We start from the raw sequence: 25,053 nt of genomic DNA, 5'->3' as shown, positions 1-25,053 counted from the left end.
TTTTGGGCATAGGGCATAGGGCATCAGGCATCAGGCATTGGGCATTGGCCAAACAGGGCATCGGGCATTGGGAAGTATATTTCTATTCAAAGCTATTGATTTAGTGGTTAACTATGAATATGATAATCAATGTCAAAACTTGAAACAAAGTCTAGATACGCTCATAATATCCTAGGTTTGATTCATGGATTGCAAAACAGCTACTTTGGTTTACGAAACCGGAAATCCCCTGGAAAAGATTCGCGAGATTTTTCCTGAAGCTTGGCAATTTTTGACACATCAGTCTTTGGCTTTTGTTGCCGGGAAAGATGATGAGTTTGATGCGGAAATTAAAAAGTCGATCCTCTCCGAGGGCTGCGCTAACGGCAAAACGCCTTTTGGGTTCAGAATTACTCACCGCGATGATACTGAACAGTTGACAAAAGATATTTCTGAACTGTTGGGCGATATTACTTCTCGGTTGCTTTTAGAACAGCATTTTTCTCAAGTTGTGGGTCGTCCTCTCTATTTCAGCACGATTTGCTGTTCTAGCCACCTGACAGCCGATCGCGAATTGACTCTAGATGAAGTTCTGCCGATTCAGCGGGCTGCGGTTAAGTTGCAATAGTCGTCAGTCATTCTAATTATTGCTGGCGAGAGTGCAATGCTGGATTTGACGATCGCCGGTACAATGCGATCGCAGGCCATTCTCGCCCCTGAAAGGTTTCTGGCGACAGGGCCCACTTGCAGCGCTGCTAAACCACCGGTCAAAAATAATTCGCATCCGGGCCAGCGCAGGTGTTTGTCTAAAACTGGCAAACCTTTAACTATTTCAATGGGATGCGTTTCTAGCATTTCTTGGAACAAAGGTTCGGCTGCAATTTCTAGTTTAGTGCCAGTTGCTAGCCAAATTCGATCGGCAAATAACGTCTCTCCACCGCTACAATCAACAGTCCATCTGTTATTTTCCCACCGAACACCAACAACTTCGCACTGTTCGTGAAATGTCAGTTGTTCGCTGTGGGAAAGCCGGCGCAACTGTGTCATAATTTCAGGTGTCATCGAGCCGCCGTTGCGAGCTTGTTGAATAATTTCCCAACGCTTCTGACAATCCGGTTCGGCCTCGAATCCTTTCAGGTATTTTGGCCCCAACCAACCTGGTTCGGCATCAAATAGTTTTTCTTGGAAATAGCGCCTCGTCATTAACAAAACTTTTGCTCCTCTGGCAATTGCTCCTACTGCTAAATGTCCGCTGGTTAGTCCGCCGCCGACAATTAATATTTGTTCTCCTTGTAAGTGCAAACTTGGCAAATCTACTTGATGGGAGTGGCGAATTCTTTCGGCGGGATGCTGTGTTTGAATTTGATTTGCCCACGCTGGTAAATGCGGTTTTCCACTTCCGGCGGCGACAATTACTCGGCGGGCGATCGCACTTTTTCCGTCTTCAAACCACAGGCGGAAACGGCCGGATTTGGGCTGAATGCGGGTAACTTTTGCTTTGATAACTCGATCGCGCAATTCCCACTTTTTAACTGTATCAGCACAAAATTCCTCAAATAACCGACTTCCGGGTAAGTCGTAGGGGGGGAACAATTCCGAGGAGCGATTTTCGGCAAACCTCCGCAATTCGTAAGGGTTGGGATCTGGGTGGTGCACTGCGGGCGATCGCAAATGCTCAATTTCTAATGCTGCAAATTGCCTCCGCCACTGGGTCAGCCATTCGCCGCTCGGATCGAATGCTAAAAGTTTATCCCGGAGGCTGTTGCGTTTTTTCAATATGTGTGATAGCAGCGTCAGGGCGTGGGGCCCAGCGCCGATTAAAGCTAAATCAATTTGGGGCGGCGTGGTTTCTGAGTTCGCTTGCATGAGAACTGCTGATTTGCGAATGATAACAATTCTCATTATAGGTTGATCGTCAACTTTTTCGCTTTGTAGCCCCGCAGCACTTAAAAAAAGTCGGGGCTCTGGGTGTTCTATTTTTTAAGTTGTTGTACCAGCTAAAAAACCCGGTTTCTTTAAGAAACCGGGTTTTAAAATCCCCTAAAAATAGATTTTTAAACGGAGAGGGTGGGATTTGAACCCACGTTAGGTCGCCCTAAAGTAGTTTTCGAGACTACCGCATTCAACCGCTCTGCCACCTCTCCAATTGAGGCTTAGATGGGAGCTAAAAGTATTTTACCGCACAGTGCGCCACATTGTAAATCTTTAAAGAAAAGAAGTTTGATTTTCTTCTGATTCCAGAGTGGTCTTAAATCCGTCTGCTGGAGTCCACTGAAGGGCTCCGTCGCGCCCTGTCCAGAATATTTGGGTTTTGCTTTGGCGCAGTTGGGCTGCGGTTTCTGGGTCGATTTCGTTAGCAAATGCGATCGCCACTTGTGGCCCAACCGCGCCCAATAACTCAGCCGTCAGGGCTTTTCCTGACCACCACAGCACTTGAGCCGGCTTCAAGGTTCCCGTTGCTGCCAATTGTTTTTGCGCTTCCGGTGTCATTTCACCGACGAGCAACCAAGTTCGATCGCCCACCAGCAATTCTACCACCGGAATCTCCGCATCCACGAACTGCAACCGCGTCGAACCCAGATCAATTTTGCTGTTAGTTTCTAAAGGAATGTAAACGCCTTGGCGAGATTGCACAGCCGTGATAAATTCCTGATTGTTGCCACGGTGAATTTGTTTCGGAGCATTATTATCATAAAATGTTTTAATTGGCAAGCGTTCTAGTAATTTTCCCCAACCACTGCTCAAACCTAAATGACCGTGAGTGGCGATCGCAAAATTCACAGAATTAACTCCTTGCTGCTGCAAAAAAGGCAACACTGTAAACCTTACGGTATTTTCATCACCGCTATTAATTAGCGCCACTTTTCCCCGATCTTGAATTACTAAAACTGGATCGCCAGATGTCGCCAGCAAAGTAACTTGAAATAAAGATGTTTGAACGTGCCAAGCTGGCAAAACTATGATACTTATTCCCGCCACAAGCGCCAGCGGTAAAATCCAAACCGAAGAGATACGCAACGCAAAAACTCGGCTTTTCCCTTTCTTCCCTCTCCCCTTTCCCTGATTTTTCTTCCTTCCTACTTCCTGCTTCCCTGTTTTTTCTCCCTTCCTTCTTCCATCCGTTACATCCGTTACAAAATCCGTTGCCGAACTTCCCCCGACCCAAACCCAGCAAATTAAACTGTAAAGCGCGATTAGCTGAAACACCGATACTTGACCCACAGCTACCGAATTACCGGGTAATTGCGAGAAATATTGGGCGATCGCAATTAGCCCTTTCGCCGGATAGTCCAGCAGTTGCACTAAAACACTTCCAGCAGGCGGAAAAATCAATCCAACTAAAGCGCTAACCATCCCCCCAATACTCAAAATCCACAGCAAAGGAGCCGCAATAATATTAACTAAAATGCTGTAAGGTGATACCACACTAAAAACATAAAGTAACAGGGGCAGCACCCAAACAGAAGCGGCGATCGGAACCACCACAATTGAAGCGATAGCCGGTGGCATCCAGTCCAACTTTGCCATCAGCGGCGGCGCTGTCACAACTAACCCCAAAGTCGCCAAAAAACTCAGTTGAAAACCTAAATCCCAAATCCACAAAGGGTTAACTAGCAGTAAAATAGTAGCAGCGATTAACAGCAATCCCAACGGCTTAACTTCGCGGCTCAACACCAAAGCAAATAGTGTGCCAAATCCCATCAGTGCGGCGCGGCAGATTGAAGCTTCAAAGCCTGTCAATCCGACGAGCAAAAATAAAGCGCCGACGCCAAAACCAAATTGTAACTGTTTGGAAAAGCGCTTAGTTAAAGCTATAACTAAAGCCAAAACCATCGAAACTTGAGTGCCCGAAGCTGCGATCGCGTGGGCCAATCCCGCTTGCACAAAATAGTCGCGGATGTTGTAAGGTAAATCAACTGCTTGTTTGCCGAGGGCGATCGCACCGATCAGCGGGCCTTCGGGAACATTTAACTGTGATAGCTGCGATCGCACGATCCGCTGCCGCATCGCTTGAATTTTCGATGGCTGCATCCCGCTTGACTCCCAGAAAGCAGTCGTTTGGCTGTTAACTCGATTGACATCCGCGATCGCCTTTTCTCTCTTCCAGTCAATTTGACGACCTTTTAGCCCTACAAAAGCTCCTTCTCTGGCTAAATATGTTTTAAAATCAAAAGCCCCTGGATTCGACGGTGGCTGCGGTTTGTACAAGGAACCCACAACTGCGATCGTATTGTCGGCGTACAAACCAGTTGCTTGCAGCAGCGGCACTGTAACGTAGAGTTTGCCGGATACTGGGCGGTTTACAACTGCTCCTCCCTCGCCGCCGTTGATTTCGCTAACTAAATCTGTTTCTAGCCAAAATTGCGATCGACCCGATCGAGTCAATCGAGGCGTACTGACAATTCTACCGCGAACTGTCACCGCCACTTCTTGAGTGTTCCCAACCGCCGGAATCAGTTTGCTGATGTCATCTATTGCCGGTTGGGGCGATCGAACTGCCAAATAAATGCTAGCTAGAAATGCCAGCAAACCCGCAACTGCCCACACCCATTTCGCTCTCGGCAGCATCTGCAACAAACTCAATTCTTCCCCAGTCTCTAAGGGTTCATTAAGAGCATTTTCTTTTTGTCTGCTGCGTCTAGTCTTGGTAACTTTGACCGAATTTCTAGCAAATTTTCGCAACAATTTCGGCAGGGCGATCGCCACAGCTATTCCCAAAGCAAGTATCCCGTATCTACCCCAAGAAACCGCTGTAGAAATCAATCCCAGAATGTAGGCAAGACAGAAAATGACACCCGTTGCTTGATTCATTAATTAGTAATTCATATCAATTCCGGTTGAACCGGAATGACTGTTGACTGTTGACTGTTGACTGTTGACTGTTGGCTGTTGACTGTTGGCTGTTGACTGTTGACTGTTGACTGTTGACTGTTTGGGCATTTGAACAATACCGATGCAACCGGAAACGATATCAGAGGGGGAATATTTCAGGGAAACCTATGCGGGACTTATGCACTCATCACCAAAGAAACCGGGTTTTTCAACCGGGATAAATGGTTAAACGCCCTGTATTTCGATAAAAAACCTGGTTTCTGGCTACCGATGCGTAAGTTATGGCAAAATTTCTTTCCTTACATTCTTTCCCTTCCCGTTCCCCTTCCTCTTCCTCATCTAAATAGACAGCCCCAATTTTAAACCGAAAGCCGCGTGCAGCACCATAAGTGCAAGAGCCGTCGTGCCTAAATAAGCGTGAACCGCGCGCAGTGCTAGCTTATTGCCCCCAAAACCCGTCAGCGAAATCAAGCTGCCAACAGCCAGTAAAACCAGCACTGTCGAACCCGTCCAAAAATGCGGGCTTTCCATGACTGGCTGGTGCTGCATCACCAGCGACAGCAAGCCGCCTGTATAGCCCAAAGCTAGAAACAGAAACATCCACGGTGCAAGCTTGCGGTGATCCGATCGACTTTTGAGTGCGACATCTTTATCGGCAGCCAAACGTCCCTGCCATCCCGTATACCCGACAAAACTGCCCATCGCTACAATCACGATCCCCATCATTACAGGATGTCCCCAATGGGTAATTGGTTCGGGAATTCCCAGACTGCGAAATTGACTGGCGATGGGTTCTAGTAGTTCACTGAGATTATTTATCATTTGCTTGAGATTCCTAACTTCGCGATCGCTAATTTTGATTTAACCAACAACTTACTCTAAATAGCAATATACCGATCGCGATTTTCAATCACTGTTTCCAGCCAGAAGTCTGTATAAAATAAAAGAGCCGCACATAGAAGAAGTGTATTCCCTAGCCTCAGCAGGGGAGTGGCCATTTCAGTTAATTTGAGCTGACAATATCCTGTTTTTTGTCCCGACAACAGTAATGAGGATGCTATTGCAGACCGCGTTATGATTAAGCCTTACCGATTTTTGCAGCGAATTACTCAACTGCTCGCCTACGCCTACTCAGCACTGATTGTCGGCTATCTGATTCTGAGATTGATCTTTTGGGACAGGCTGTGGCCGATTGCCTTGATGGGGGATTTTGTTCCTTGGATTTTCTTGCCAATCTTCCTACTGCCAATTCTAGGGTTTTTTCTCATCAAGAAACGCTGGTTCGCGATTGTTTCCTCTGTGGCTGGTATATGGCTGCTGGGTTGGCTACACGTCACCTACTTTTCTCCCCAGCCGACGAACATCAGTGACTCCCAGCCAACGCTCAAGGTTTTTTCTCTCAACCTCGGCTGGCATCACCACTCCCCACAAGCTTTGGTTAACCTAATTCAGGAAGAAAAACCAGACCTCATTTGTTTGCAAGAAATTAAGGAGGATTACGCCACAGAAGTATTCTCTAAGTTGACCGTATTATACCCGCACCACCTGGGGCGCGGATACCATGTGATTCTCAGCAGATATCCCATTCGCTCTTTCCAAAAGTTACGGCTAGCCGGTGGGAACGAACCACAGGAACGAGCTATTATCCAAATGAACCAGCAAGATGTTGTTCTTTATAATATTTCAACAACCCCACCGTGGTTTCGCCAGCATAAAATTTTGCCTTTCCTCAAAATCCCAGTTTACGAGTACGGCGACCGACCGGCACAAATTCAAGATTTAGTGCGACGACTCCAGAAAGAAACGCTGCCGACTATTGCGGCGGGGGACTTTAATCTGACTGACCAGTCTCAAGACTACTATTATTTGAAAGCAGTTATGCAAGATGCTTTCCGAACAGCAGGAGTGGGTTTTGGCTTTACTTTTCCTCACGGATGGGATTTGAGTTTACTGGTTAAACAGTTAAACTGGAAATTAACTTTTCCCCTGGTAAGGCTTGACTATGTTTGGTATTCTCACCACTGGGGGGCAAAATCAGCCAAGGTTTTACCGCCAATCGGTTCAGAGCATCTGCCGGTATCGGCCCAACTGGGGATGCAACCGGAATTTGGACGAGTGTAGGGGGTTGGGAACACTTTGGTGGGGCCGACCACAAGGGCATTGGTATCAATTTAAGCTCCGGGCCGTGATGCTGTTGGCGAATCCGTGAAGGGTGACACCTCACATTTGCTCCCGTCGCACCCCCTCTTAGATCGTGTCCCGATAATTGCCCGCAATTAATTTTTCTATCCTTCTTCGTCTTTCTTCTTCCTTTTTGGCGTACTTGGCGTTTTGGAGGTTCATTATTAAACCCTCCAAAGAAACCAAATATTGATTCGCCAACAGTTTCATGGAATTCGCGACTATACAAACAGGGAATGTTAGACAAAGGAAGATGTTTTCAACCAAGCACAGACTAATGGCTCGAATTAAGCCTTACCGACTTTCAGTTGACTGCTGAATCGCCCCTATGCCATAGCCCTGTGTCTGCCTTTCCCCCAATCTTCACAGCCTCATCCTCACTCTGGATGTTAAATTTTACCTGCCTGCTCAAAGTTAATTTCAATTCCTTGACTTTTGAATGGCCAAGTGAGAAATTAACATCGCAGCCGACGAGCATTCGCACTTCTACAATTTTGCTGATCGCTCTCAAGGGAGAATCTACTTCGGGAAAAAAACTAGAGGTTCCAAGTTTGAGACTTCTGGCATAAAGTATGCCGTCTGCCCAGGCTCACTTCGATCGACTGATCGCTAAACAGTTTCAAGGCACCCTGATAGCACCCTTGTCTGTTGAGCAGCCATAGCTGTGCACATAAATGAACCCTCTCAACTAACTCGCTGGGGATTCGGTTTTAGCAGACAAGCACTGACTTTCTTGCGTCGCCTTCCTCGGAACCGTGCAATCGCTACACTCACTGCGCCGTCGCTAAAGTAGCTTCCGAAGGTTGGATTTGATACTTTACGAGATTTGCCAGTTCTTGTAACTGATTAATCGCTTCGGCACCTTCTAGTTTCATCAGTTCGCGGTCGTCCCGCATCTCAGTCCAAGTGATACCGTAATCTGACACTAAAAATCGAATCAGATGGTTGTCCGTCAAACTGACCATAAATGAGGCACTGTTCATCTGACCCCCGCAAGTGTAGCAGGATGCCAGATAACCCCGATGCTCTAGCACGATCGCTAAAGCTTGGAGGTTCATTACCAAATCTTGAACGAATTTACGGTGTTGTTCTGCAAGTCTCAGAAACACAGTTCTCCTCCTATCACCACACCGTTTATTTTACACCCAATTTAATAATCTCTTAAGCATTGGGCTTTTAGGTGCTGGTTCAGTATATGTTTAGTATGGTCTAAAAAAATCGGATTACCGACCTCTTCAGCCTACCTATACTAGATTAACCGAGTTGCGATCGAAACTAAGTATCAGCAGCGACATTCAATCAAAACAAGCTGCCCTCACGGAGTCCAGCCCCAAAATCCCCCTGCTAAGACGGCTGCTTCAGCCCTCAGACAGACCAAAGATACAAATAACTAATCAGACCTATGCAATTAGTTAAGTAGACAAGTTCAATCGCCCTGCGGATACTCATCCCAAAGCGTCGTAGTCTGCCGCAAGCTCCGAAAATCGCCATTCCCCAAAATCAAGTGATCAAGCAGCGGAATCGACAAAAACTGCGCTCCCGCCAGCAACTGTCGCGTCAAAGCAATATCCTCCGGGCTTGGATCTACAATTCCCGAGGGGTGATTGTGCGAGATAATCGCCCGCGTCGCCCCCTGGCGGATCACCTCGCGAAAAATATCCCGTGGGTGAGCCAAAGTTTCCGTTGCTGTGCCGATCGTAATTATCTGAGTTCCCAGCAGCCGATTTTTCACATCCAGCAGCACCACAGCAAAGCGCTCCTGAGACTGCCACATCAAATCCTGACTCAGCGCATCCGCCGCCGCTTGCGGAGAGTCAACCACCGCCATATCCGGCGGGCGCGACTGAAACACCCGCTTGCCCAACTCCACCGCAGCCAAAATCCCAGTCGCCTTAGCAGGCCCGATCCCGTGAATCTGCGTCAACTCCTGAACGCTAATATTCCGCAGCACTGCCAGAGGGTCGCGCTGGTGCTGGCTCAACTGATTTAAAATATATTGTCCCAACCCCACAGCCGAAAGTTTACCTTTTCCCTGACCGGTACCCAGCAGAATCGCAATCAATTCCGCAGTCGCCAAACTTTTCGGGCCGCCCGCCATCAGCCGCTCCCGCGGCCGTTCACTCGTTGGCAAATCGACAATTCTCAAGCTGTAAGTCATAGATGCACCAGCATTGCAAGCTCAACAATTACACCAGTTTAGCCGATCGATTTCCATCTTCAAATCAGTACAATCACCGAAAAAAGCCTTGATCATTAACCGAGGCTGTTGGCGCGTGCAAATCTAACCTAGCGTTTCGCAAGCGATCAACTCTCGATCTCGATCGAGCTTAAACGGATCGCCATTCGCGATAAAATTATTGATAATTAATCTCATTAATTTTTAGATATCATCCAGTCATGACCATCACCCTGACGATGAAAGAGGATTGGGAACTGTGGGCAGAAGCTAACCACAACAGCCTCCAACCACCACAACCAGAACCATTTGAAATCCTCTGTGAAATGCCCAAGCAACTCGGTAAAGGCTATATACGGGATATTGAGGTGCATCCTCATCTTTGGCTGGCGATTTTGGACTGTGAATATCACGATGATGTCCTACATAAAATCCCTGAATGGCATCACCCACTGCAATTTTGCGTTCTCCTTTCCGGCAAAGTCATAGACGAATACGGGGGGCAGTTAGGGGAAGGATATACGTGTATTTCTGGTAGCGGTATTCAACGCAAAATGCTTACAAAATCCCCCAAATCTCGACACGTGGGCGTTGACATTCATATGCCTCCTGACTTGCTGGCAACTTTTTTCCCCGATGAAACAGGAGAAATTCCCCAGCAGTTGCGTCTGTTGGCAAAGGGTAATGATTGGCAAACTTTGCTGTACCCGGAAACTACGGCGGCTATTCAGGGAGTAGCACAGCAAATTGTCAACTGTCCTTTCCAGGGCATGACAAAGCGGATGTATTTACAGGGTAAGGTGTTGGAACTAATGGCGTTGCAGTTAGCTCCCATCTTATCTGCTCAACACGGACTGCAATCATCGCCGCGATTGAAGACAGACACCATCGCCCGGATTCATCTGGCTAGGGAAATTTTAGTGGCACGTTTGGAGAATCCGCCGTCATTGCTGGAGTTGGCGCAAAGTGTCGGGGTGAGCGATCGCACTCTGCAACGTGGATTTAAAGAACTGTTTGGCAAAACAGCATTTAGCTACCTGACAGAGAAACGTATAACTTCTGCGACAATTGCGACGCAGCCACCGGAAACACCTCCAACTGAAGAAAAGCCAAGGAGTGAAACACCGGAGGAGACACCATCAGCGCAGCAGGATGACCCGATTGAGTTGGTGGTGACGGGCGATCGAGATGCCTATCGTGTTCCGAATACTACGACTGGGACAAAAACTGATACACCTTTGAGAGACATTCCCCAATCGATTCAGGTAGTGCCACGTCAGGTGCTGGAAGACCAAAATGTTACCCGTCTAGATGAAGCTATCAGAAATGTCCCCGGAGTGATTAACACCTTTCCTCCTAACTTCGCCAATGGTTCTTTTTTGACGATTCGAGGTTTTGAAACCAGGGACGATCAAGGAAATGTACTCAGAAATGGTTTGCAAGATTCTATTGGCGCACGTCAAATAGACTTTTCCCACATTCAACAAGTCGAAGTTCTGAAAGGTCCAGCTTCAGTGCTGTTCGGACGAGGCGTTCCCGGAGGCACTGTCAACCTGATTACAAAACAGCCTCTACGCGACCCCTTCTATGAGGTCAGTGCCACGATCGGGAACTATGACTACTACCGTGGCACAGTCGATCTATCAGGACCGCTAAACGACTCTAAGACCGTTTTATATCGACTGAACGCAGCTTATCAGAACATTGGCAGCTTTACCGACTTTAGAGAATCAGAAAGAGTGTTTGTTGCGCCTGTCTTGAGTTTTGCGATCGGCGATCGAACAAAATTGACGGTGGAAGGAGAGTATTCCTCTTCAGAAAACGGAGATGATCTAGGTTTACCCGCTGTTGGTACGGTACTACCAAATCCCAATGGCAGAATACCACTAAACCGCACTATTACTGAACCGTTTGCTAAACCATTTGATGTACAGCTTTATCGAATTGGCTATACGCTTGAGCATCAATTCAGTGATAGTTTGTCGCTGCGAAACGCATTTCGAGTCTCGTCTTTCACTGCTGCACAAGAACAAATATTTGGTATTAGCCTTGAGCCTGATAATCGAACCTTAAATCGTGGCTTTAATGCCAGGACGTTTGATCAAACTAGCTATAACTTTGCAGCAGACCTGATTGGTAAATTTTCAACAGGTTCAATTCAGCATCAGGTAGTATTCGGAGTTGATCTGGGTAGATTTGATAACTCATTCACAAATACTGGAAGGTCGATCGCGCCACTCGATGTATTTAATCCAGTGTATGGTCAGCCATTTGGTAATGTTACCTCTAGCTCTGCTACTGGCTTTGTGACAGATGCGTTGGGTATTTACATTCAAGATCAAGTCACGCTAACTGAGAATTTGAAGTTACTATTAGGTGGGAGATTTGACACTTTTAAGCGGACAGACAATGATTTTTTGACAAACACGGAAACAAGCACATCAGGAGATGCGTTTAGCCCGCGTGTCGGCATTGTCTATCAACCTATTCAACCTATTTCGCTTTATGCCAGCTATAGTCGATCGTTTACCCCTGTGACTGACATTGCTGCTGATGGCAGTACGTTTCAGCCTGAACGAGGAACCCAGTATGAAGTTGGAATTAAGGCAGACTTAAACAACAGACTGTCTACAACCCTTGCACTCTTTGATTTAACTCGATCCAACGTCTTGACAACTGACCCGAATGACCCAAGCTTCTCCATTCAAACAGGTGAACAACGCAGTCGAGGCATTGAACTGAATGTTGCAGGCGAAATCTTACCGGGATGGAACATTTTTGCAGGGTATGCCTATACGGATGCCAGAATTACCAAAGACAATGCGTTACCTATCGGTAATCGCCTACTCGCACCTGAAAATAGTTTCAACCTATGGACAACTTACGAAATTCAACAAGGTTCTTTAAAAGGTTTCGGTGCGGGTGTAGGCTTCTTCTTGGTAGGGGAACGTCAAGGAGATATAGAGAATAGTTTTACCCTTCCAAGTTACCTGCGGACGGACGCCAGCATCTTTTACAAACGAGAACAATTTCGGGCAGCACTCAACATCAGGAATCTATTCAATGTGGATTATTTTGAATCTGCCTTTGATAGCTTTTTTGTTTTTCCTGGTGAGCCATTCACTGTGCAGGGTACAATTTCTTGGCAGTTTTGAGTAATCAGATATCCATGAAACTTTCTCTACACCGCCTGGTTTTTCTATTGTTATTGGGAGTTTTGACATTTACACTTGTTTCAGCTTGTAGCAGAAATATTGACAACAATGCTACAAGCTTGAAGCAACCATTGGAAAATTGCCGACTCGTGCAACATGTGATGGGTAAAACGTGCATCCCTCGCAATCCTCAACGAATTGTGACTCTATGGATGAGCACTTTTAGTAGTGCTTTGGCATTGGGTATTAAACCCATTGCATATATATGGATTCCAGGTGAGCCTTTTCCAAAGTATCTTCGGGACAAAGTGGATGGAGTTGAATTTGTTGGAAGCCTCAATGAACCAAACTTGGAAAAGATTTTGCTACTGAAACCTGATTTAATTTTATCGAATACTCGGTTGCAAAATATCTACAAACCGCTAACTGAAATTGCACCTACTGTTGTCTTAGATTACCCTGCTCCACCTCCTCCTTGGCAAAAACACTTAGAAGACATTGCAAAGTTGTTAGATAAGGAACAGGAGAGTAAACAGTTAATAGGCGAATATTGGCAGCGGATTGACAAACTCAAACAAGCTTTGGGCGATCGCCGAAAACAAATTAAAGTATCAGTTGTAAGCATAGATCCGTCCTATGGAATGTTTATCTACGGGAATAAACATCCTACTAGTGGAGTTCTCAACGATATTAAATTACAACGCCCACCAGGACAAAGTGGAGATTTCTTCGTGAAGAGTAACATTTCTCAGGAACGTTTGTTTGATATAGATGGTGATGTTATTTTTATTTCGGCTCTGGGAGGGGAGGCTGCCAAAAAGAGTTTAGAGAAGCTGCAAGAAAAACCTTTGTGGCGACAACTCAAGGCTGTTCAGAACAATCAGGTTTATTTTGTAGACTCTGCACACTGGTATGCTTTTGATGTTCTGGCGATGAATGCCGTCATTGATGACCTCTACAAATACCTCGTCAACACACCCTAAACCTATGCCCAAACATACCCTCTTCATCTGCAAATCCTGCCACAGTTCTTCTGAAAAACGACCAGATAATCCACCTTTTGACGGCAATATTTTACTTGACAAATTGAACACTTTATGCACCGAACAATTCCCAGATAATGAAATTGAAATTCAACCAGTCGGATGTTTATGGGCGTGCAATCATGGCTGTGTTGTATCCGTCGCCAGTCCAGACAAACCCACCTATCTCTTCGTCAATCTCACCCCCGGAGAAAGTGCCGCTGCATTACTAGATTTTATGCAACTGTATATCAAAAGCCCTAAAGGAACTGTAGTTTGGAAACAGCTTCCTGAACTGTTAGAATCTGCTATTTTCGCCCAAATACCCCCTGTATTAATTAATGAAAATCCAGGTAATTCTCATTAATTATTTTCTCTAAATTCAGCATTTACCATGACCTCTTTGCCATTAACCAAACAGCATCCCCTCCTACGTTTATTACACTACGCCAAAAACTACCGCCCTCAAGTGTGGACTGCTGTAACCTTTACCATCCTCAATAAAATCTTCGACCTCGCACCATCCTATTTAATAGGTGTCGCCGTAGATGTCGTAGTGGAAAAAGAAAGTTCTATCATTGCAAAAATAGGGATTACTAATATCATTGGACAATTGGCAATCTTATCATTATTAACTTTACTAATTTGGACTTTAGAATCACTATCTGAATTTATTTACGATCGCCTGTGGCGCAACCTCGCCCAAACTATGCAGCATGAGTTACGCCTTGATGCCTACAGCCATTTACAAGAACTAGAACTGAGCTACTTTGAAGAAAGCTCTACAGGCACACTTTTGTCAATATTAAACGACGACATCAATCAATTAGAAAGGTTTCTTGATTCTGGTGCAGCTAGTATTCTGCAATTTATCACCACTATTTTAGCTGTAGGCGGTTCATTTATTCTCATTGCCCCCAATGTAGCTTGGTTGGCAATACTACCTACACCCTTCATATTCTGGGGTTCATTAGCATTCCAAAAACGACTCGCACCCCGTTATGCAGATGTCCGCGACAAAGCCGGATTTATCAATAGTCGTTTAGCTAATAATCTCTCAGGGATTGCCACAATTAAAAGCTTTACTGCTGAAACCTACGAAAGAGGTCGTGTCCTTACTGACAGTGAAGCCTATCGCCGCAGTAACGCCCGTGCGATCGCTCTTTCTGCTGCTTTTTATCCAGCTATTCGATTAGTGGTTGTCATCGGTTTCATCGCCACACTGTTTTTTGGTGGGGTTGCAGTGGCGAATAATCAGTTAACTGTGGGAACTTACGGTTTCATGGTGTTTATTGTCCAGCAGTTACTGTGGCCTTTTGCCAGTTTGAGCGAAATTATGGACGAGTATCAAAGGGCTATGGCTTCTATTAAACGAGTTATGGGATTGTTGGATACTCCCATTGCTATTCCCACAGGGAAGCATCCTTTACCGTTAAAAACAGTACGCGGTGAAGCGCATCTTGACAATATCACCTTTGCTTACAACGATCGCACCAACGTACTCAAAGATGTATCACTGCATATTTTACCGGGTGCAAATATTGGCATTGTTGGTGCAACGGGTTCTGGTAAAAGTACCCTAGTTAAGCTACTGTTACGCTTTTACGAAGTCCAAGGCGGACAAATCCTAATTGATGGTATCGATATTCGGGAGTTACAACTTGGGGAATTACGACGCTGTATCGGTTGGGTGAGTCAGGATGTGTTTCTGTTTCACGGTACGGTGGCAGAAAATATTGCTTATGGTAGCTTTGATGCTAGTCACAACGAAATTATCCATGCTGCCAAATTAGCCCAGGCTCATGAATTTATCCTGCAACTACCCCAAGGATACGATACTATCGTTGGCGAACGCGGTCAAAAACTTTCGGGTGGACAAAGACAACGAATTGCGATCGCCCGTGCTATTCTCAAAGATCCACCGATTTTGATTTTGGATGAGGCGACATCTGCGGTGGATAATGAGACGGAAGCGGCGATTCAGAAGTCGCTGGCGATGATTACTCAAAATCGGACTACAATTGCGATCGCCCATCGTCTTTCCACAATTCGCCACAGTCATTGTATTTATGTGATGGATGATGGTCAAATTGTCGAGCAGGGTAAGCATGAGGACTTACTAGCACTTGATGGAATTTATGCCAGTTTGTGGCGCGTACAATCTGGGGTGCATTAAAACAATGTTCATTTGATGCAGCTAGCGCGTGTTTTCAAACTATTCTGTAGGTTGGGTTAAGCGTAGCGCTACCCAACAAATATACGAAAAATGTTGGGCGGAGTGGAACGGAGGGTTCGTTCCTCAACCCAACCTACAATTTAAGGCTACAACAACACCCAGTAATTGGATATGTCCCCGTTCAATTTGATGGCTAATAAACAGTTAATTGTTGAGAGAGCGCATAAAATGACAAAAGGGTTCACAAAATCGTATAGAGAATGGAAAAAGCCTCAAATATCACCCTTACCTGGTCTGGTTTTGGGACTGGTTATCTTGTTGATTTGCTTGGTATACAGTGTCACGTTAGGTGCAGCAGAAATACCTCTAGAAAAGATTTTGACATCCTTTGTTGCCTTTGATGGTTCCTACGATCACTTAGTTATTCAGACAGTGAGATTACCTCGATCGCTCATTGCTATACTCGTAGGTTCAGCCTTGGCAGTATCAGGAGCGTTAATGCAAGGTTTGACACGCAACCCCTTAGCAGATCCAGGTATTTTAGGTATTCAGTCGGGGGCTGCATTGGGTGTAGTTGCCACAATTTTTGTTTTTGGTAGTTCGTCCTTAAATGTTTTAACCATTGTGGCCTTTTTGGGTGCAGGAGTCACAGCAATGTTAGTCTACTTCCTTGGTTCTCTAGGAAAAGGAGGGCCTACACCATTGAATCTCACAGTAGCAGGCGCGGCGCTCACGGCTCTGATTTCTTCCCTGACTACTGCTATCCTGATCGTCAGTCAACGAACATTAGAAGAAATTAGATTTTGGTTAGCAGGTTCACTGGCTGGGCGCGATATCAATATGTTCTTGCAAGCACTGCCCTTCGTCGCCCTTGGATTAGTCGTTGCTTTTGCCCTTGGCAGACAAATTACTACCATGAGTCTCGGTGAAGATGTAGCAAAAGGCTTAGGTCAACAAACAGCTTGGGTGAAAATCATCACGGCAATTAGCGTTGTTTTACTGGCGGGAAGTGCCGTATCTATTGCCGGGCCGATCGGCTTTATCGGCTTAGTTGTTCCCCATATCGTGAGATTTTTCATCTTTGCTGATTACCGTTGGATTTTGCCTTATTCCGCAGTGGTAGGTGCAACTTTACTTTTGGTTGCAGATATTACCGCCCGTGTATTACTTAAACCCCAGGAATTACCTGTGGGAATAATGACAGCACTGGTTGGTGCGCCCTTTTTTGTCTACTTGGCTAAGTCAAAGGTGAAAAAATGAAGTTGGATTGGCTAGTCATTCGTTCCGAAGCGATATCTTTTCGCATAGACAGACGCGTACCACTGATGCTGGTATGTTTGGCAGTAGTAATTGTAGTGGCGATGGTGATGAATCTAGGGCGGGGTGAATATCCCATCTCACCTTGGGATATCGTCAAAACTGTCTTAGGTTTAGATACAGGCAACCCAGACCATGCTTTCGTGATTCACAACCTACGGCTACCCCGCACCCTTGTCGCTTTTATGGTAGGAGTGGCGTTTGCTATTTCTGGCACTATCTTTCAAGGTCTCACACGCAATCCCTTAGCTGACCCTGGTATTATTGGCATCAATGCTGGGGCGAGTTTAGCAGCAGTGACAGTAATTGTCCTATTTCCATCAGCACCGATTTATACATTGCCTGTTTCAGCCTTTGCAGGTGCTTTGCTAATGGCGATTTTAATTTACTCGCTGGCTTGGAATAACGGTAGCTCGCCGATTTTACTAATTTTAATGGGTATTGGCTTGTCTGCGATCGCCAGTGCATTCACCAGTTTAATGATTACCTTTGGGGAAATTTATGACGTTAGTAATGCTTTGGTTTGGTTAGCTGGCAGTGTCTACGGACGCACTTGGGAGCAAGTCTTTTCCTTCTTACCTTGGTTGATTGTTTTCGTACCGATGGCGTTGACATTGGCAAGACATTTAAACGTTCTTAACTTAGGAGATGATGTCGCCAAAGGTTTAGGTACTCGCGTGGAATGGCAACGTGGTTTACTGGTGCTAGTGGGTGTAGCTTTAGCAGGTGCAGGGGTCGCTACTGCGGGAATGATTGGTTTTGTCGGTTTAATTGCACCTCATTTAGGCAGACAGTTGGTAGGTACAAATCATGAAGGGTTAATTCCCACTTCTGGATTGTTAGGGGGTGTGATTGTTGTGGTCGCAGACTTGCTAGGAAGAACGCTGTTTGCACCTATCGAACTTCCTTGTGGCGTGGTAACTGCTGCTATCGGCGCTCCTTATTTTCTTTTTTTGTTAATTCGGAACCGCAAAAAATAAGGGACAAGGGACTTCCAAATAAAAAAATACTCAATTATTTCTTGTGGGGTGGGCATCTTGCCCGCCTTGGGCTATGGGCGGGCAAGATGCCCACCCCACAATATTGGATAATTTATTTGTTGGAAGTCCCCAAATCAAAAATTCTCGCTCCTATCCTTCTGTGTTCTTCAAAATTCAAAATGGTATCAACTATGAAAGGACTATCAACCAGAGGTTTATCTTTAGCTTATGATGGTGTGCCAATTATCCGAGACTTAAACTTGGCCATTCCTACCGGACAAATTAGTGCTTTAGTTGGTGCTAATGGTTGCGGTAAATCAACTTTGTTAAGAGGTCTGGCCAGACTTCTCAAACCATATCACGGTACAGTATATCTTGACAGCACCTCAATTTTTAAGCTTTCCACCAAGGAAGTAGCGCAGCAGTTGGGTATTTTGCCTCAAGGGCCAGTAGCACCGGAAGGGTTAACAGTCAGAGATTTGGTAGCACAAGGACGTTACCCTTATCAAAATTGGTTGCAGCAGTGGTCAGCCAAAGATGAAACAATTGTGCAACAGGCACTCTTAATTACAGATTTACTGGAGTTGGCAGATAGAGCATTAGATACTTTGTCTGGTGGACAACGACAGCGAGCTTGGATTGCAATGGCACTAGCACAGGATACAGATATTTTACTTTTGGATGAGCCGACTACTTTTTTGGATTTGGCGCACCAGATAGAAGTTTTAGATTTGTTGTATGAGTTGAACCAAAGTCAGGGAAGGACAATTGTGATGGTATTGCATGACTTGAATCAGGCGTGCCGTTATGCTGATTATCTAGTTGCTGTCAAAGATGGTCAGATTTTTGCGGCTGGGGAACCGAAAATGGTAATGACTGAGGAGATGATACTCTCAGTTTTTGAGTTAGAGTGTCGTATTATTCCTGACCCAATTTTGGGTACGCCAATGTGTGTGCCGATAGGACGTAAGGGGAAGTTAATTTCCTCGGAAACAAACGCGTGCGAGTAGCAATGGAACAAAAATGTAGGCTAACGACTGATAAGTCTGATTCAGCCACTCCACGATCTCCCGATAACTTTTGAATCAGACTCGATCGTTCTATCTGGCTAGCAGTGCGATCGGTTTTTATATCAAATCCGCTCTTTAACCGCAGTAAATGAGTAGAACCAAGTATTTTCCTTAAAAAACTAGGTTTATCGCCCCAACCGGGCGTAAGTTTTGGTAAAATTGCTCCTAACTGCGCCAGAAAATTGAAGTAAACACGCAGCTACGTTCAGCGCAAAGGTGCGCTTACCCTAAATTCCGGCCATTCTGTCGAGGCCAGCAGCCCCGAGGAAACAGGTTGCGGCGGCTTAGGTGCTGTTACCCCAAGCAAAACGAACGAAACTGCCATCAACCCGCCGTACAAGGCAGCCGATCGCCTGCGAGTACCCAGTCCCACCCATTGAGGATTTACCAGACCCAGACAAAAGGCCGGCATCGAAAACATGAAAGTTAATACAAACAAGCTGGACATAACAGCACCTCCGACTCGCGAACTGCAGCGATCTATTACTTTTATATCCAATTAACATCTCAAAAAATCAGCTTAAAAAAGTTATAATTTAGAACTTATGACTTTGGACTTATTGCCTCTTATCAAGCAATAATAAATAATGGTTAAATCTCTTACTTTAGGTAGTTGTTTAAAAAATAAGAGCTTTTTAAACAAGCCGAAAATTTAGCTTAAAATAGACACTAAATTCCTCACTCAAAATATGAAAGTCCGCTTTAACGTAGTCCGCCAAAATCAAAACGAGGTTCCCCGCGTTCACGCTTACACCCTAGACGTGGAAGAGAGCAATACTATCCTCGACTGTCTCAACAGCATCAAGTGGGAACAGGACGGGACTTTAGCTTTTCGCAAAAATTGCCGCAATACCATTTGCGGCAGTTGTTCTATGCGAATTAACGGGCGATCGGCATTAGCTTGCAAAGAAAATGTGGGCAGCGAACTCGCAAGACTTGACAAAATAGCCCAGTCCAGCTCAGCAGAAAAGCCGATCGACTTTATCCCAGAAATTACTGTCGCCCCAATGGGAAATATGCCGGTAATTAAAGATTTGGTTGTTGACATGACGAGTTTTTGGGACAACCTAGAAGCAGTTGAACCCTATGTCAGCACCGCTTCGCGAGCAATTCCCGAACGCGAATTTCTGCAAACTCCAGAAGAGCGATCGAAACTCGACCAAACCGGCAACTGCATCCTCTGCGGCGCGTGCTATTCTGAGTGCAACGCCCGCGAAGTCAACCCGGAATTTGTCGGCCCCCACGCCCTCGCCAAAGCTTACCGCACGATCGCCGACTCCCGCGACAGCGAAACCGAAAATCGGCTCGAAAAATACAACGAAGGTACCGCAGGCGTCTGGGGATGCACCCGCTGTTACTACTGCAACTCGGTTTGTCCGATGGAAGTCGCGCCGATGGATCAAATTGGTAAGATTAAACAAGAGATTCTCGATCGCAAAGACGACCAAGCGAGTCGATCGATCCGCCACCGCAAAGTCTTAATAGATCTCGTCAAAGAAGGTGGCTGGATAGACGAGCGCAAATTTGGCATCGAAGTAGTAGGAAACTACTTCCGCGACGTTAAAGGTTTGCTGAGTCTGGGCCCGTTGGGTTTGAGAATGATCGCTCGGGGCAAGTTCCCGCTGTTTTTTGAGCCTTCAGAAGGTACCGAAACCGTGCGAAATCTGATCGAATCGGTTCAAAGTTTAGAAAACTCAGCAGATTAGCGATCGGCTGTCATTTTCCTGGTAAATTACAAGTTGTGCGATCGCAAAGCTTCCCAAAAGTCATCACTCAAAACACGAAACTAAAAACTTTTAAATGACTGCTAAAACCCCTCCCTCCCCAAAACCGACAACTCCCAATACTCTAAAACCAGAACCAGCCTTTGGCTGGAATGCCTACGCCGAACAAATTAATGGACGATTTGCCATGGTGGGATTCGTGGGACTTTTGCTGCTAGAATTCTTCACCCGCCAGGATTTTTTTACCTGGCTGGGTTTCCGTTAAATTAATCAAAATAAATTAAAAATGGAAGCTGAAAAAATATCTAGGGCTTGCTGAAAAAGCCCACAAATCGAATCTAGGTGCCAAACAGCTTGAAAAATGGGAGATTCGGAGATGGGTTCCCAAATTTACTCCACAATTTTCCACCGAAATCCAAGGATTTTGAGCCAAAAAACGTCATAACGAGAGCACTTTTTTGTGTTTAAAAATCTTGAAACCCTTGGCAGTCATAGCTTGTAGTTCTATTCAGCAAGCCCTATCTATATTTCAGCTTCCATTCTCTTTTTAAGAGTTATTGGAAATACAGATTATAAAATTATAAGCGCAAGACTATAACATTTATAGTTGCATACAAACAGATGAATTTACCAAAGTGGATAGTAGTTGCTTGTAGTGCGATCGCCCTTGAATTATAGGGACACGGCAATGCCGTGCCCTGACTCCGAAGTTTCGTTCAAACTAATTTCCAGTTGTTTCGCGGACGGTCAAACTGTACTTGCCTCTACCTTTTGGAGGCGGATCATAAGCATTGACAATGACGCGATAGCGACCGTTCGCAGACAAGGTAACAGTAAGTTCTGAATTGGAATTTTGCTGCGTCGCATCATCATTTTCTGCAAGTAGCTCGCCCTGAGAGTTGAAAATAGCGAGATAAGTATCAAACTCGGTACTTTCTACGGTAACAACCACTTTCTGACCCTGAATGCCTTCAAAGGTATACTCGTCGTACAAACTGCTGTCCGAAGGCAGTACAGAAGACTTAGCAGGGGTGAGTTCTCCGTTTTGCTCTAAAAGGACTTTAGATGAACCCGCATCAGGACTCGGCGAAGGTTCTACAGTTGGGCTCTGAGTTGGCGAACTCTGTGGTGATGGCGACGGGTTGGGGCTTGCTTGAGCTAAAACAGCCTTGTCAGCAGGCTTCGCATCAGTTAAATTTTGAGGAAATTCTGCTGAAATGAGGGTGGAACTGCTGTTAGCAACACCTGAATTTGAAAGTGACAGGGAGATAGCCGGCTTGCCAGAAAAAGTAGCTACCAGAGCAATTGGCGCGATCGCCCAAAATCTAACTTGACGCATGAATTACCTCGATTTGCAACGAAGAAGGAAGTTCGGCAACGGATTCTGTAACGGATTTAACGGATGGAAGAAGGAAGTTCGGCAACGGATAAGTGTAAAGGATTTAACGGATGGAAGAAGGAAGTTTGGCAAGGAGCACTGTACAAGATTTAATGGATGCACGGAAGCAGGAAGCAGAATAATTCGACTAATTACCTATTCCCGATTACCCATTACCTTTTTCCCCATTTTTACCGGACTGTTAGAGTGTAACGACCCCGGCCCGAAGCATCGTAAGCATTGACAATTACGCGATAGCGACCCGTAGCAGGCAAAGTAACGGTCAGAAACGAATTTTTAGTCGAATCGCTCTCATCGTCATTTTCTGCCACTAATCGGCCGTTAGGGCCAAAGATAGCCACATAGGGATCAAAATCTGTACTTTCGAGGGAAATGGCTACAGACTGACCAGATCGACCTTCAAAAGTATACTCGCGATACAGACTGTTGTCAGACGGCAATACTGGGCCGCCTGCGACTAAAGCGCCTTCTTCTTGCAAAATCGCCCGAGAAGGCGCGGTAGGAGCACTCGCTTTCAGTTCTAACGTATAAGCCCCTGACTGCTTAGCTTGGTAGGAATTGGCCACTAACGTGTAAGTCCCGTCTGCAGGCAGCCTGACTGTAATTCTGGCGTCTTTACTGCCGGCCCCGTCATCGTCTTGTGCGATTTCGCGCTGGTTGGGCCCGAGCAAAATTAAATAAGGGTCAATTTCTTGACTTTTCATTTCTATTGTGACTTGCTGGCCCGCTTTTCCATCAAAGGAGTAGAGTTCAAAAAAGCTGTTGTCAGTGGGTAGAACGCTAGACTTTTCGGTGAGGAGGCCGCTGACGGCGGGCCCGTTTAACGCAACTTTTTGAGGTGATTTGTTGCCAAAGGGCGATCGGGCTTGAGCCACGCGGGGAGCTCGCCCTTCTCGTACTGCTGTCAGGAAAGCCGGTACTTTGTCTGCGGAAATTGCAAAACCGATACCGATATTACCTCCACCCCGACCGCGAGTAAAAATAGAAGTATTGACGCCGATTAATTCTCCTGAACTGTTGAGCAGTGGGCCTCCTGAATTGCCGGGATTGATGGCGGCGTCGGTTTGAATTAAGCCCCGCTGCTGGTCGATGCGGCTGACGATTCCGACTGTAAAAGTACCTTGAAATTGACCGAATGGATTGCCGATCGCAAATGCTTGTTGCCCGACTTTTATCGAACCTGGACGGGCTAAAGGAATGGTGGGCAAATTGTTTTGACCGCGAATCTTCACCACGGCTAAGTCTAGACCGTCTTCGCCGAATCCGATGACATCGGCGACAAGTTTTCTGCCGTCTGACAAAATGATATTGACGGTACCGCCTGCCGAAACAACGTGGGCGTTAGTTAACACCATGCCGTCGGGGCTGATAATTGTGCCACTGCCGTTAGATTTATCTGTATCGACGGTAACAACCGCCGGACTAGCCTTTTCGTAGACTCGAATATTGGTTTGTTCTTCGACAGTTTGGGCGATCGCACCCTGGGAATGCACCGAGTTAAATTCCGTTAAATCTGTTGATTGTCGCACAGGGGATGTCGTAACAACTGCAGTAGCGCTGGTTGCAACCCCAACCGTTAAAATTCCCGATACTGCTAAACTTAGAAGTTTGAAATTCATGGCGATCGATTATTATTTAGCGATGGTAGCTAGGAATTAGGTTTTGTGGCTAACCGCTAACTACCTTCTGTAATTATTTTAGGACTTGCACAGCGGTAGTGACCTTCCTCATGCCGGTTCTGCAATTCGGGAATCTGAATCAGCAGCTAAATACTTAAAATTAGCTTGTCGTACCGCAGCATCCTCATTGCCGTAGAAAAAAGACAGCAAAGCAAAACGCTGGCCGCTAATCACGGGAGTCGCTTCGTGCAGCAAAGAACACGAAAAAATAATCGCCGTGCCAGAATCGCCTTTATAACCATGCGGCGCGTACTCTGGAAACCGTAAAAATCCCCCCGTGTACTCTCCCACATTCAAGTTTAGCGTCATCGCAAACCTGCGGTGCAGCGTAGCTTTGCTAGTGTTGTCGCGGTGCGGCCGAAAATAACCGCCGCTGTCAGCATCGTAACAACCTATCAAATACCGTTCAAACCTAGTGATTGTAAACTGAAAAGCTTTTTCTACTTCCGGCCGCACCCGGCGCAAAATAATCGCATTCAATCCCTGCTGTAACTTCGGGTCTTCAATAAAGAAATCTCGGCGCTTCTTGAAAGTGTCGTCGTGCAGACCAACAGTTTTCCCGTCCACTTGCCTCATAAAGCCCGACGGACTGCCACCGTAAGTTTTGTACATATCGATTAAACTGCGGCAAGATGCTTTATCCAAAACATTAGGAATTACCAACACCGGGGCGTGGCGAGTGGCTGCTCGGGCTTCCTCCATAGGGGGCAAAGTTTTGAGAAAATCTAATACTTGCTGGGCGTGTTGGTGCGGTTCACCCATCGGCAAAATATTAATTACTTGAAGGTTTTCGTTGAGAATAAAAGTTTGCGGTACATAGTGAACTCCGGCCACTCCATTTTGTTCGACATCTTGGGAAACACCGTACTGCTGACTGACTGTTTTATCCAAGTCCCAGAAAAAGATGAATGACGGAGCAATTGTTGTCGGTCTGTTTTGCTCTTTGTCTACTGGGTCAACGCTCACTCCGAACCGCGGTACTTGCAAGCTTTGGAATTCTTCTGAAAGCTCTTGAAAGCTTTTGAGGATAACTTGGATTTGTTCAAAAGCTGCGCTGGCAAAGAAAAACAGCACAACTCGCCGGCCGCCAACGGTCGAGAAATGAAATAAGGGGTTATTTGTAGAAGGGACGGAAAACCAGGGAGCCGGATCTCCTATTTCGAGTAATGGCATCTTGCTGATTTAAGATTTGGGATTTTATATTTAGATTATTATGCTGTTGATTAGTTCCACAGATTCGGTATGTCAAAATAATTTTGAAAAAATATTAGCTTTTATTTGTGTATAAGCTGATACGCAGCTAGATTGTATAATATAAATATAAGATAAGCGATCATGAGTTATAATGTATGCCAGCCAAAA

The 25,053-nt window shown here is 45.8% G+C and carries 21 protein-coding genes and 1 tRNA gene; 11 read left to right on the top strand and 11 right to left on the bottom strand.

The window, feature by feature from the left end:
* The first annotated feature begins 184 nt into the window (after positions 1-184).
* Positions 185-607, top strand: a complete 423-nt coding sequence (locus QUA44_RS24320; RefSeq protein WP_333253390.1) for a hypothetical protein — start codon at positions 185-187, stop codon at positions 605-607.
* On the opposite strand, the gene QUA44_RS24315 is transcribed toward QUA44_RS24320, so the two are convergent.
* From QUA44_RS24315 to QUA44_RS24295, 5 genes are all read right to left on the bottom strand, one after another.
* A complete protein-coding gene (locus QUA44_RS24315) occupies positions 580-1,881 on the bottom strand; it encodes an FAD/NAD(P)-binding protein (RefSeq protein ID WP_445243736.1) in 1,302 nt (433 codons plus the stop codon). The genes QUA44_RS24320 and QUA44_RS24315 overlap by 28 nt on opposite strands.
* 157 nt (positions 1,882-2,038) lie before the next feature.
* Positions 2,039-2,123: transfer RNA gene (locus tag QUA44_RS24310), tRNA-Ser, on the bottom strand.
* A gap of 61 nt (positions 2,124-2,184) precedes the next feature.
* Positions 2,185-4,791, bottom strand: coding sequence for a ComEC/Rec2 family competence protein (locus QUA44_RS24305; protein ID WP_333253394.1), 2,607 nt, complete (start codon positions 4,789-4,791; stop codon positions 2,185-2,187).
* A gap of 3 nt (positions 4,792-4,794) precedes the next feature.
* A complete protein-coding gene (locus QUA44_RS24300; protein WP_333253396.1) occupies positions 4,795-4,920 on the bottom strand; it encodes a hypothetical protein in 126 nt (41 codons plus the stop codon).
* A 231-nt stretch (positions 4,921-5,151) separates the two neighbouring features.
* Positions 5,152-5,634 carry a DUF4079 domain-containing protein gene (locus QUA44_RS24295; RefSeq protein ID WP_333253398.1) on the bottom strand — a complete coding sequence of 161 codons (483 nt, stop codon included), beginning with the start codon at positions 5,632-5,634 and terminating at the stop codon, positions 5,152-5,154.
* Between the two features lie 252 nt (positions 5,635-5,886).
* On the opposite strand from QUA44_RS24295, the gene QUA44_RS24290 reads away from it, so the two are divergent.
* Positions 5,887-6,933: an endonuclease/exonuclease/phosphatase family protein gene (locus QUA44_RS24290; RefSeq protein ID WP_333253400.1), complete on the top strand. Its 1,047-nt coding sequence runs from the start codon at positions 5,887-5,889 to the stop codon at positions 6,931-6,933.
* Between the two features lie 830 nt (positions 6,934-7,763).
* Here QUA44_RS24290 and QUA44_RS24285 read toward each other — a convergent pair.
* A complete protein-coding gene (locus QUA44_RS24285; protein ID WP_015176985.1) occupies positions 7,764-8,102 on the bottom strand; it encodes a DUF1815 family protein in 339 nt (112 codons plus the stop codon).
* Positions 8,103-8,419: 317 nt separating this feature from the next.
* Positions 8,420-9,151 (bottom strand): RadC family protein, encoded by a 732-nt coding sequence (radC, locus tag QUA44_RS24280; RefSeq protein WP_333253405.1) that lies wholly within the window; start codon positions 9,149-9,151, stop codon positions 8,420-8,422.
* A gap of 239 nt (positions 9,152-9,390) precedes the next feature.
* On the opposite strand from radC, the gene QUA44_RS24275 reads away from it, so the two are divergent.
* The 7 genes from QUA44_RS24275 to QUA44_RS24245 all read left to right on the top strand — a co-directional run bounded on the left by QUA44_RS24275 (position 9,391) and on the right by QUA44_RS24245 (position 18,829).
* Positions 9,391-12,324, top strand: a complete 2,934-nt coding sequence (locus QUA44_RS24275) for a TonB-dependent siderophore receptor (protein ID WP_333253407.1) — start codon at positions 9,391-9,393, stop codon at positions 12,322-12,324.
* A gap of 14 nt (positions 12,325-12,338) precedes the next feature.
* Positions 12,339-13,307, top strand: a complete 969-nt coding sequence (locus QUA44_RS24270; RefSeq protein WP_333253409.1) for an iron-siderophore ABC transporter substrate-binding protein — start codon at positions 12,339-12,341, stop codon at positions 13,305-13,307.
* Between the two features lie 4 nt (positions 13,308-13,311).
* The gene (locus QUA44_RS24265) at positions 13,312-13,713 is read left to right on the top strand and encodes a DUF1636 family protein (protein ID WP_333253411.1); all 402 of its coding nucleotides are present in this window, start codon (positions 13,312-13,314) and stop codon (positions 13,711-13,713) included.
* 27 nt (positions 13,714-13,740) lie between these two features.
* Complete coding sequence (locus tag QUA44_RS24260) at positions 13,741-15,522, top strand: ABC transporter ATP-binding protein (protein WP_333253413.1); 1,782 nt, start codon at positions 13,741-13,743, stop codon at positions 15,520-15,522.
* Positions 15,523-15,750: 228 nt separating this feature from the next.
* Entirely contained in the window at positions 15,751-16,782 is a 1,032-nt protein-coding gene (locus QUA44_RS24255) for an iron ABC transporter permease (RefSeq protein WP_333253414.1), read from the top strand.
* Positions 16,779-17,819: an iron ABC transporter permease gene (locus QUA44_RS24250; RefSeq protein ID WP_333253416.1), complete on the top strand. Its 1,041-nt coding sequence runs from the start codon at positions 16,779-16,781 to the stop codon at positions 17,817-17,819. The genes QUA44_RS24255 and QUA44_RS24250 overlap by 4 nt, the downstream gene beginning before the upstream one ends.
* Before the next feature lie 179 nt (positions 17,820-17,998).
* Positions 17,999-18,829, top strand: coding sequence for an ABC transporter ATP-binding protein (locus QUA44_RS24245; protein ID WP_333309977.1), 831 nt, complete (start codon positions 17,999-18,001; stop codon positions 18,827-18,829).
* 265 nt (positions 18,830-19,094) lie between these two features.
* On the opposite strand, the gene QUA44_RS24240 is transcribed toward QUA44_RS24245, so the two are convergent.
* Complete coding sequence (locus QUA44_RS24240; protein WP_333253419.1) at positions 19,095-19,337, bottom strand: hypothetical protein; 243 nt, start codon at positions 19,335-19,337, stop codon at positions 19,095-19,097.
* A 241-nt stretch (positions 19,338-19,578) separates the two neighbouring features.
* Between QUA44_RS24240 and QUA44_RS24235 the strand changes: the two genes are divergently transcribed.
* On the top strand, positions 19,579-20,595 hold the full coding sequence (locus QUA44_RS24235) for a succinate dehydrogenase/fumarate reductase iron-sulfur subunit (RefSeq protein WP_333253421.1): 1,017 nt from the start codon (positions 19,579-19,581) through the stop codon (positions 20,593-20,595).
* A 94-nt stretch (positions 20,596-20,689) separates the two neighbouring features.
* The gene (locus QUA44_RS24230; protein ID WP_333253423.1) at positions 20,690-20,878 is read left to right on the top strand and encodes a chlorophyll a/b-binding protein; all 189 of its coding nucleotides are present in this window, start codon (positions 20,690-20,692) and stop codon (positions 20,876-20,878) included.
* A 456-nt stretch (positions 20,879-21,334) separates the two neighbouring features.
* On the opposite strand, the gene QUA44_RS24225 is transcribed toward QUA44_RS24230, so the two are convergent.
* From QUA44_RS24225 to QUA44_RS24215, 3 genes are all read right to left on the bottom strand, one after another.
* Entirely contained in the window at positions 21,335-21,952 is a 618-nt protein-coding gene (locus tag QUA44_RS24225; protein ID WP_333253425.1) for a pre-peptidase C-terminal domain-containing protein, read from the bottom strand.
* Between the two features lie 230 nt (positions 21,953-22,182).
* Positions 22,183-23,631, bottom strand: coding sequence for a trypsin-like peptidase domain-containing protein (locus QUA44_RS24220; protein ID WP_333253427.1), 1,449 nt, complete (start codon positions 23,629-23,631; stop codon positions 22,183-22,185).
* Positions 23,632-23,739: 108 nt separating this feature from the next.
* Positions 23,740-24,864, bottom strand: coding sequence for a redoxin domain-containing protein (locus QUA44_RS24215; RefSeq protein ID WP_333253429.1), 1,125 nt, complete (start codon positions 24,862-24,864; stop codon positions 23,740-23,742).
* Positions 24,865-25,053 lie beyond the last annotated feature (189 nt).

The organism is Microcoleus sp. N9_A2, from assembly GCF_036701775.1.
Classification (GTDB): domain Bacteria; phylum Cyanobacteriota; class Cyanobacteriia; order Cyanobacteriales; family Microcoleaceae; genus Microcoleus.
The sequence above is the reverse complement of the archived record's forward strand: the minus strand, read 5'-3'. Positions and strand labels throughout refer to the sequence as shown.

Excerpts from the sequence above, each read along its gene's own strand:
- QUA44_RS24320 (WP_333253390.1), top strand. The coding sequence starts at position 185 with ATGGATTGCAAAACAGCTACTTTGGTTTACGAAACCGGAAATCCCCTG.
- QUA44_RS24315 (WP_445243736.1), bottom strand. The coding sequence starts at position 1,881 with ATGAGAATTGTTATCATTCGCAAATCAGCAGTTCTCATGCAAGCGAAC.
- QUA44_RS24305 (WP_333253394.1), bottom strand. The coding sequence starts at position 4,791 with ATGAATCAAGCAACGGGTGTCATTTTCTGTCTTGCCTACATTCTGGGA.
- QUA44_RS24300 (WP_333253396.1), bottom strand. The coding sequence starts at position 4,920 with ATGCCCAAACAGTCAACAGTCAACAGTCAACAGTCAACAGCCAACAGT.
- QUA44_RS24295 (WP_333253398.1), bottom strand. The coding sequence starts at position 5,634 with ATGATAAATAATCTCAGTGAACTACTAGAACCCATCGCCAGTCAATTT.
- QUA44_RS24290 (WP_333253400.1), top strand. The coding sequence starts at position 5,887 with ATGATTAAGCCTTACCGATTTTTGCAGCGAATTACTCAACTGCTCGCC.
- radC (WP_333253405.1), bottom strand. The coding sequence starts at position 9,151 with ATGACTTACAGCTTGAGAATTGTCGATTTGCCAACGAGTGAACGGCCG.
- QUA44_RS24275 (WP_333253407.1), top strand. The coding sequence starts at position 9,391 with ATGACCATCACCCTGACGATGAAAGAGGATTGGGAACTGTGGGCAGAA.
- QUA44_RS24270 (WP_333253409.1), top strand. The coding sequence starts at position 12,339 with ATGAAACTTTCTCTACACCGCCTGGTTTTTCTATTGTTATTGGGAGTT.
- QUA44_RS24265 (WP_333253411.1), top strand. The coding sequence starts at position 13,312 with ATGCCCAAACATACCCTCTTCATCTGCAAATCCTGCCACAGTTCTTCT.
- QUA44_RS24260 (WP_333253413.1), top strand. The coding sequence starts at position 13,741 with ATGACCTCTTTGCCATTAACCAAACAGCATCCCCTCCTACGTTTATTA.
- QUA44_RS24255 (WP_333253414.1), top strand. The coding sequence starts at position 15,751 with ATGACAAAAGGGTTCACAAAATCGTATAGAGAATGGAAAAAGCCTCAA.
- QUA44_RS24250 (WP_333253416.1), top strand. The coding sequence starts at position 16,779 with ATGAAGTTGGATTGGCTAGTCATTCGTTCCGAAGCGATATCTTTTCGC.
- QUA44_RS24245 (WP_333309977.1), top strand. The coding sequence starts at position 17,999 with ATGGTATCAACTATGAAAGGACTATCAACCAGAGGTTTATCTTTAGCT.
- QUA44_RS24240 (WP_333253419.1), bottom strand. The coding sequence starts at position 19,337 with ATGTCCAGCTTGTTTGTATTAACTTTCATGTTTTCGATGCCGGCCTTT.
- QUA44_RS24235 (WP_333253421.1), top strand. The coding sequence starts at position 19,579 with ATGAAAGTCCGCTTTAACGTAGTCCGCCAAAATCAAAACGAGGTTCCC.
- QUA44_RS24230 (WP_333253423.1), top strand. The coding sequence starts at position 20,690 with ATGACTGCTAAAACCCCTCCCTCCCCAAAACCGACAACTCCCAATACT.
- QUA44_RS24225 (WP_333253425.1), bottom strand. The coding sequence starts at position 21,952 with ATGCGTCAAGTTAGATTTTGGGCGATCGCGCCAATTGCTCTGGTAGCT.
- QUA44_RS24220 (WP_333253427.1), bottom strand. The coding sequence starts at position 23,631 with ATGAATTTCAAACTTCTAAGTTTAGCAGTATCGGGAATTTTAACGGTT.
- QUA44_RS24215 (WP_333253429.1), bottom strand. The coding sequence starts at position 24,864 with ATGCCATTACTCGAAATAGGAGATCCGGCTCCCTGGTTTTCCGTCCCT.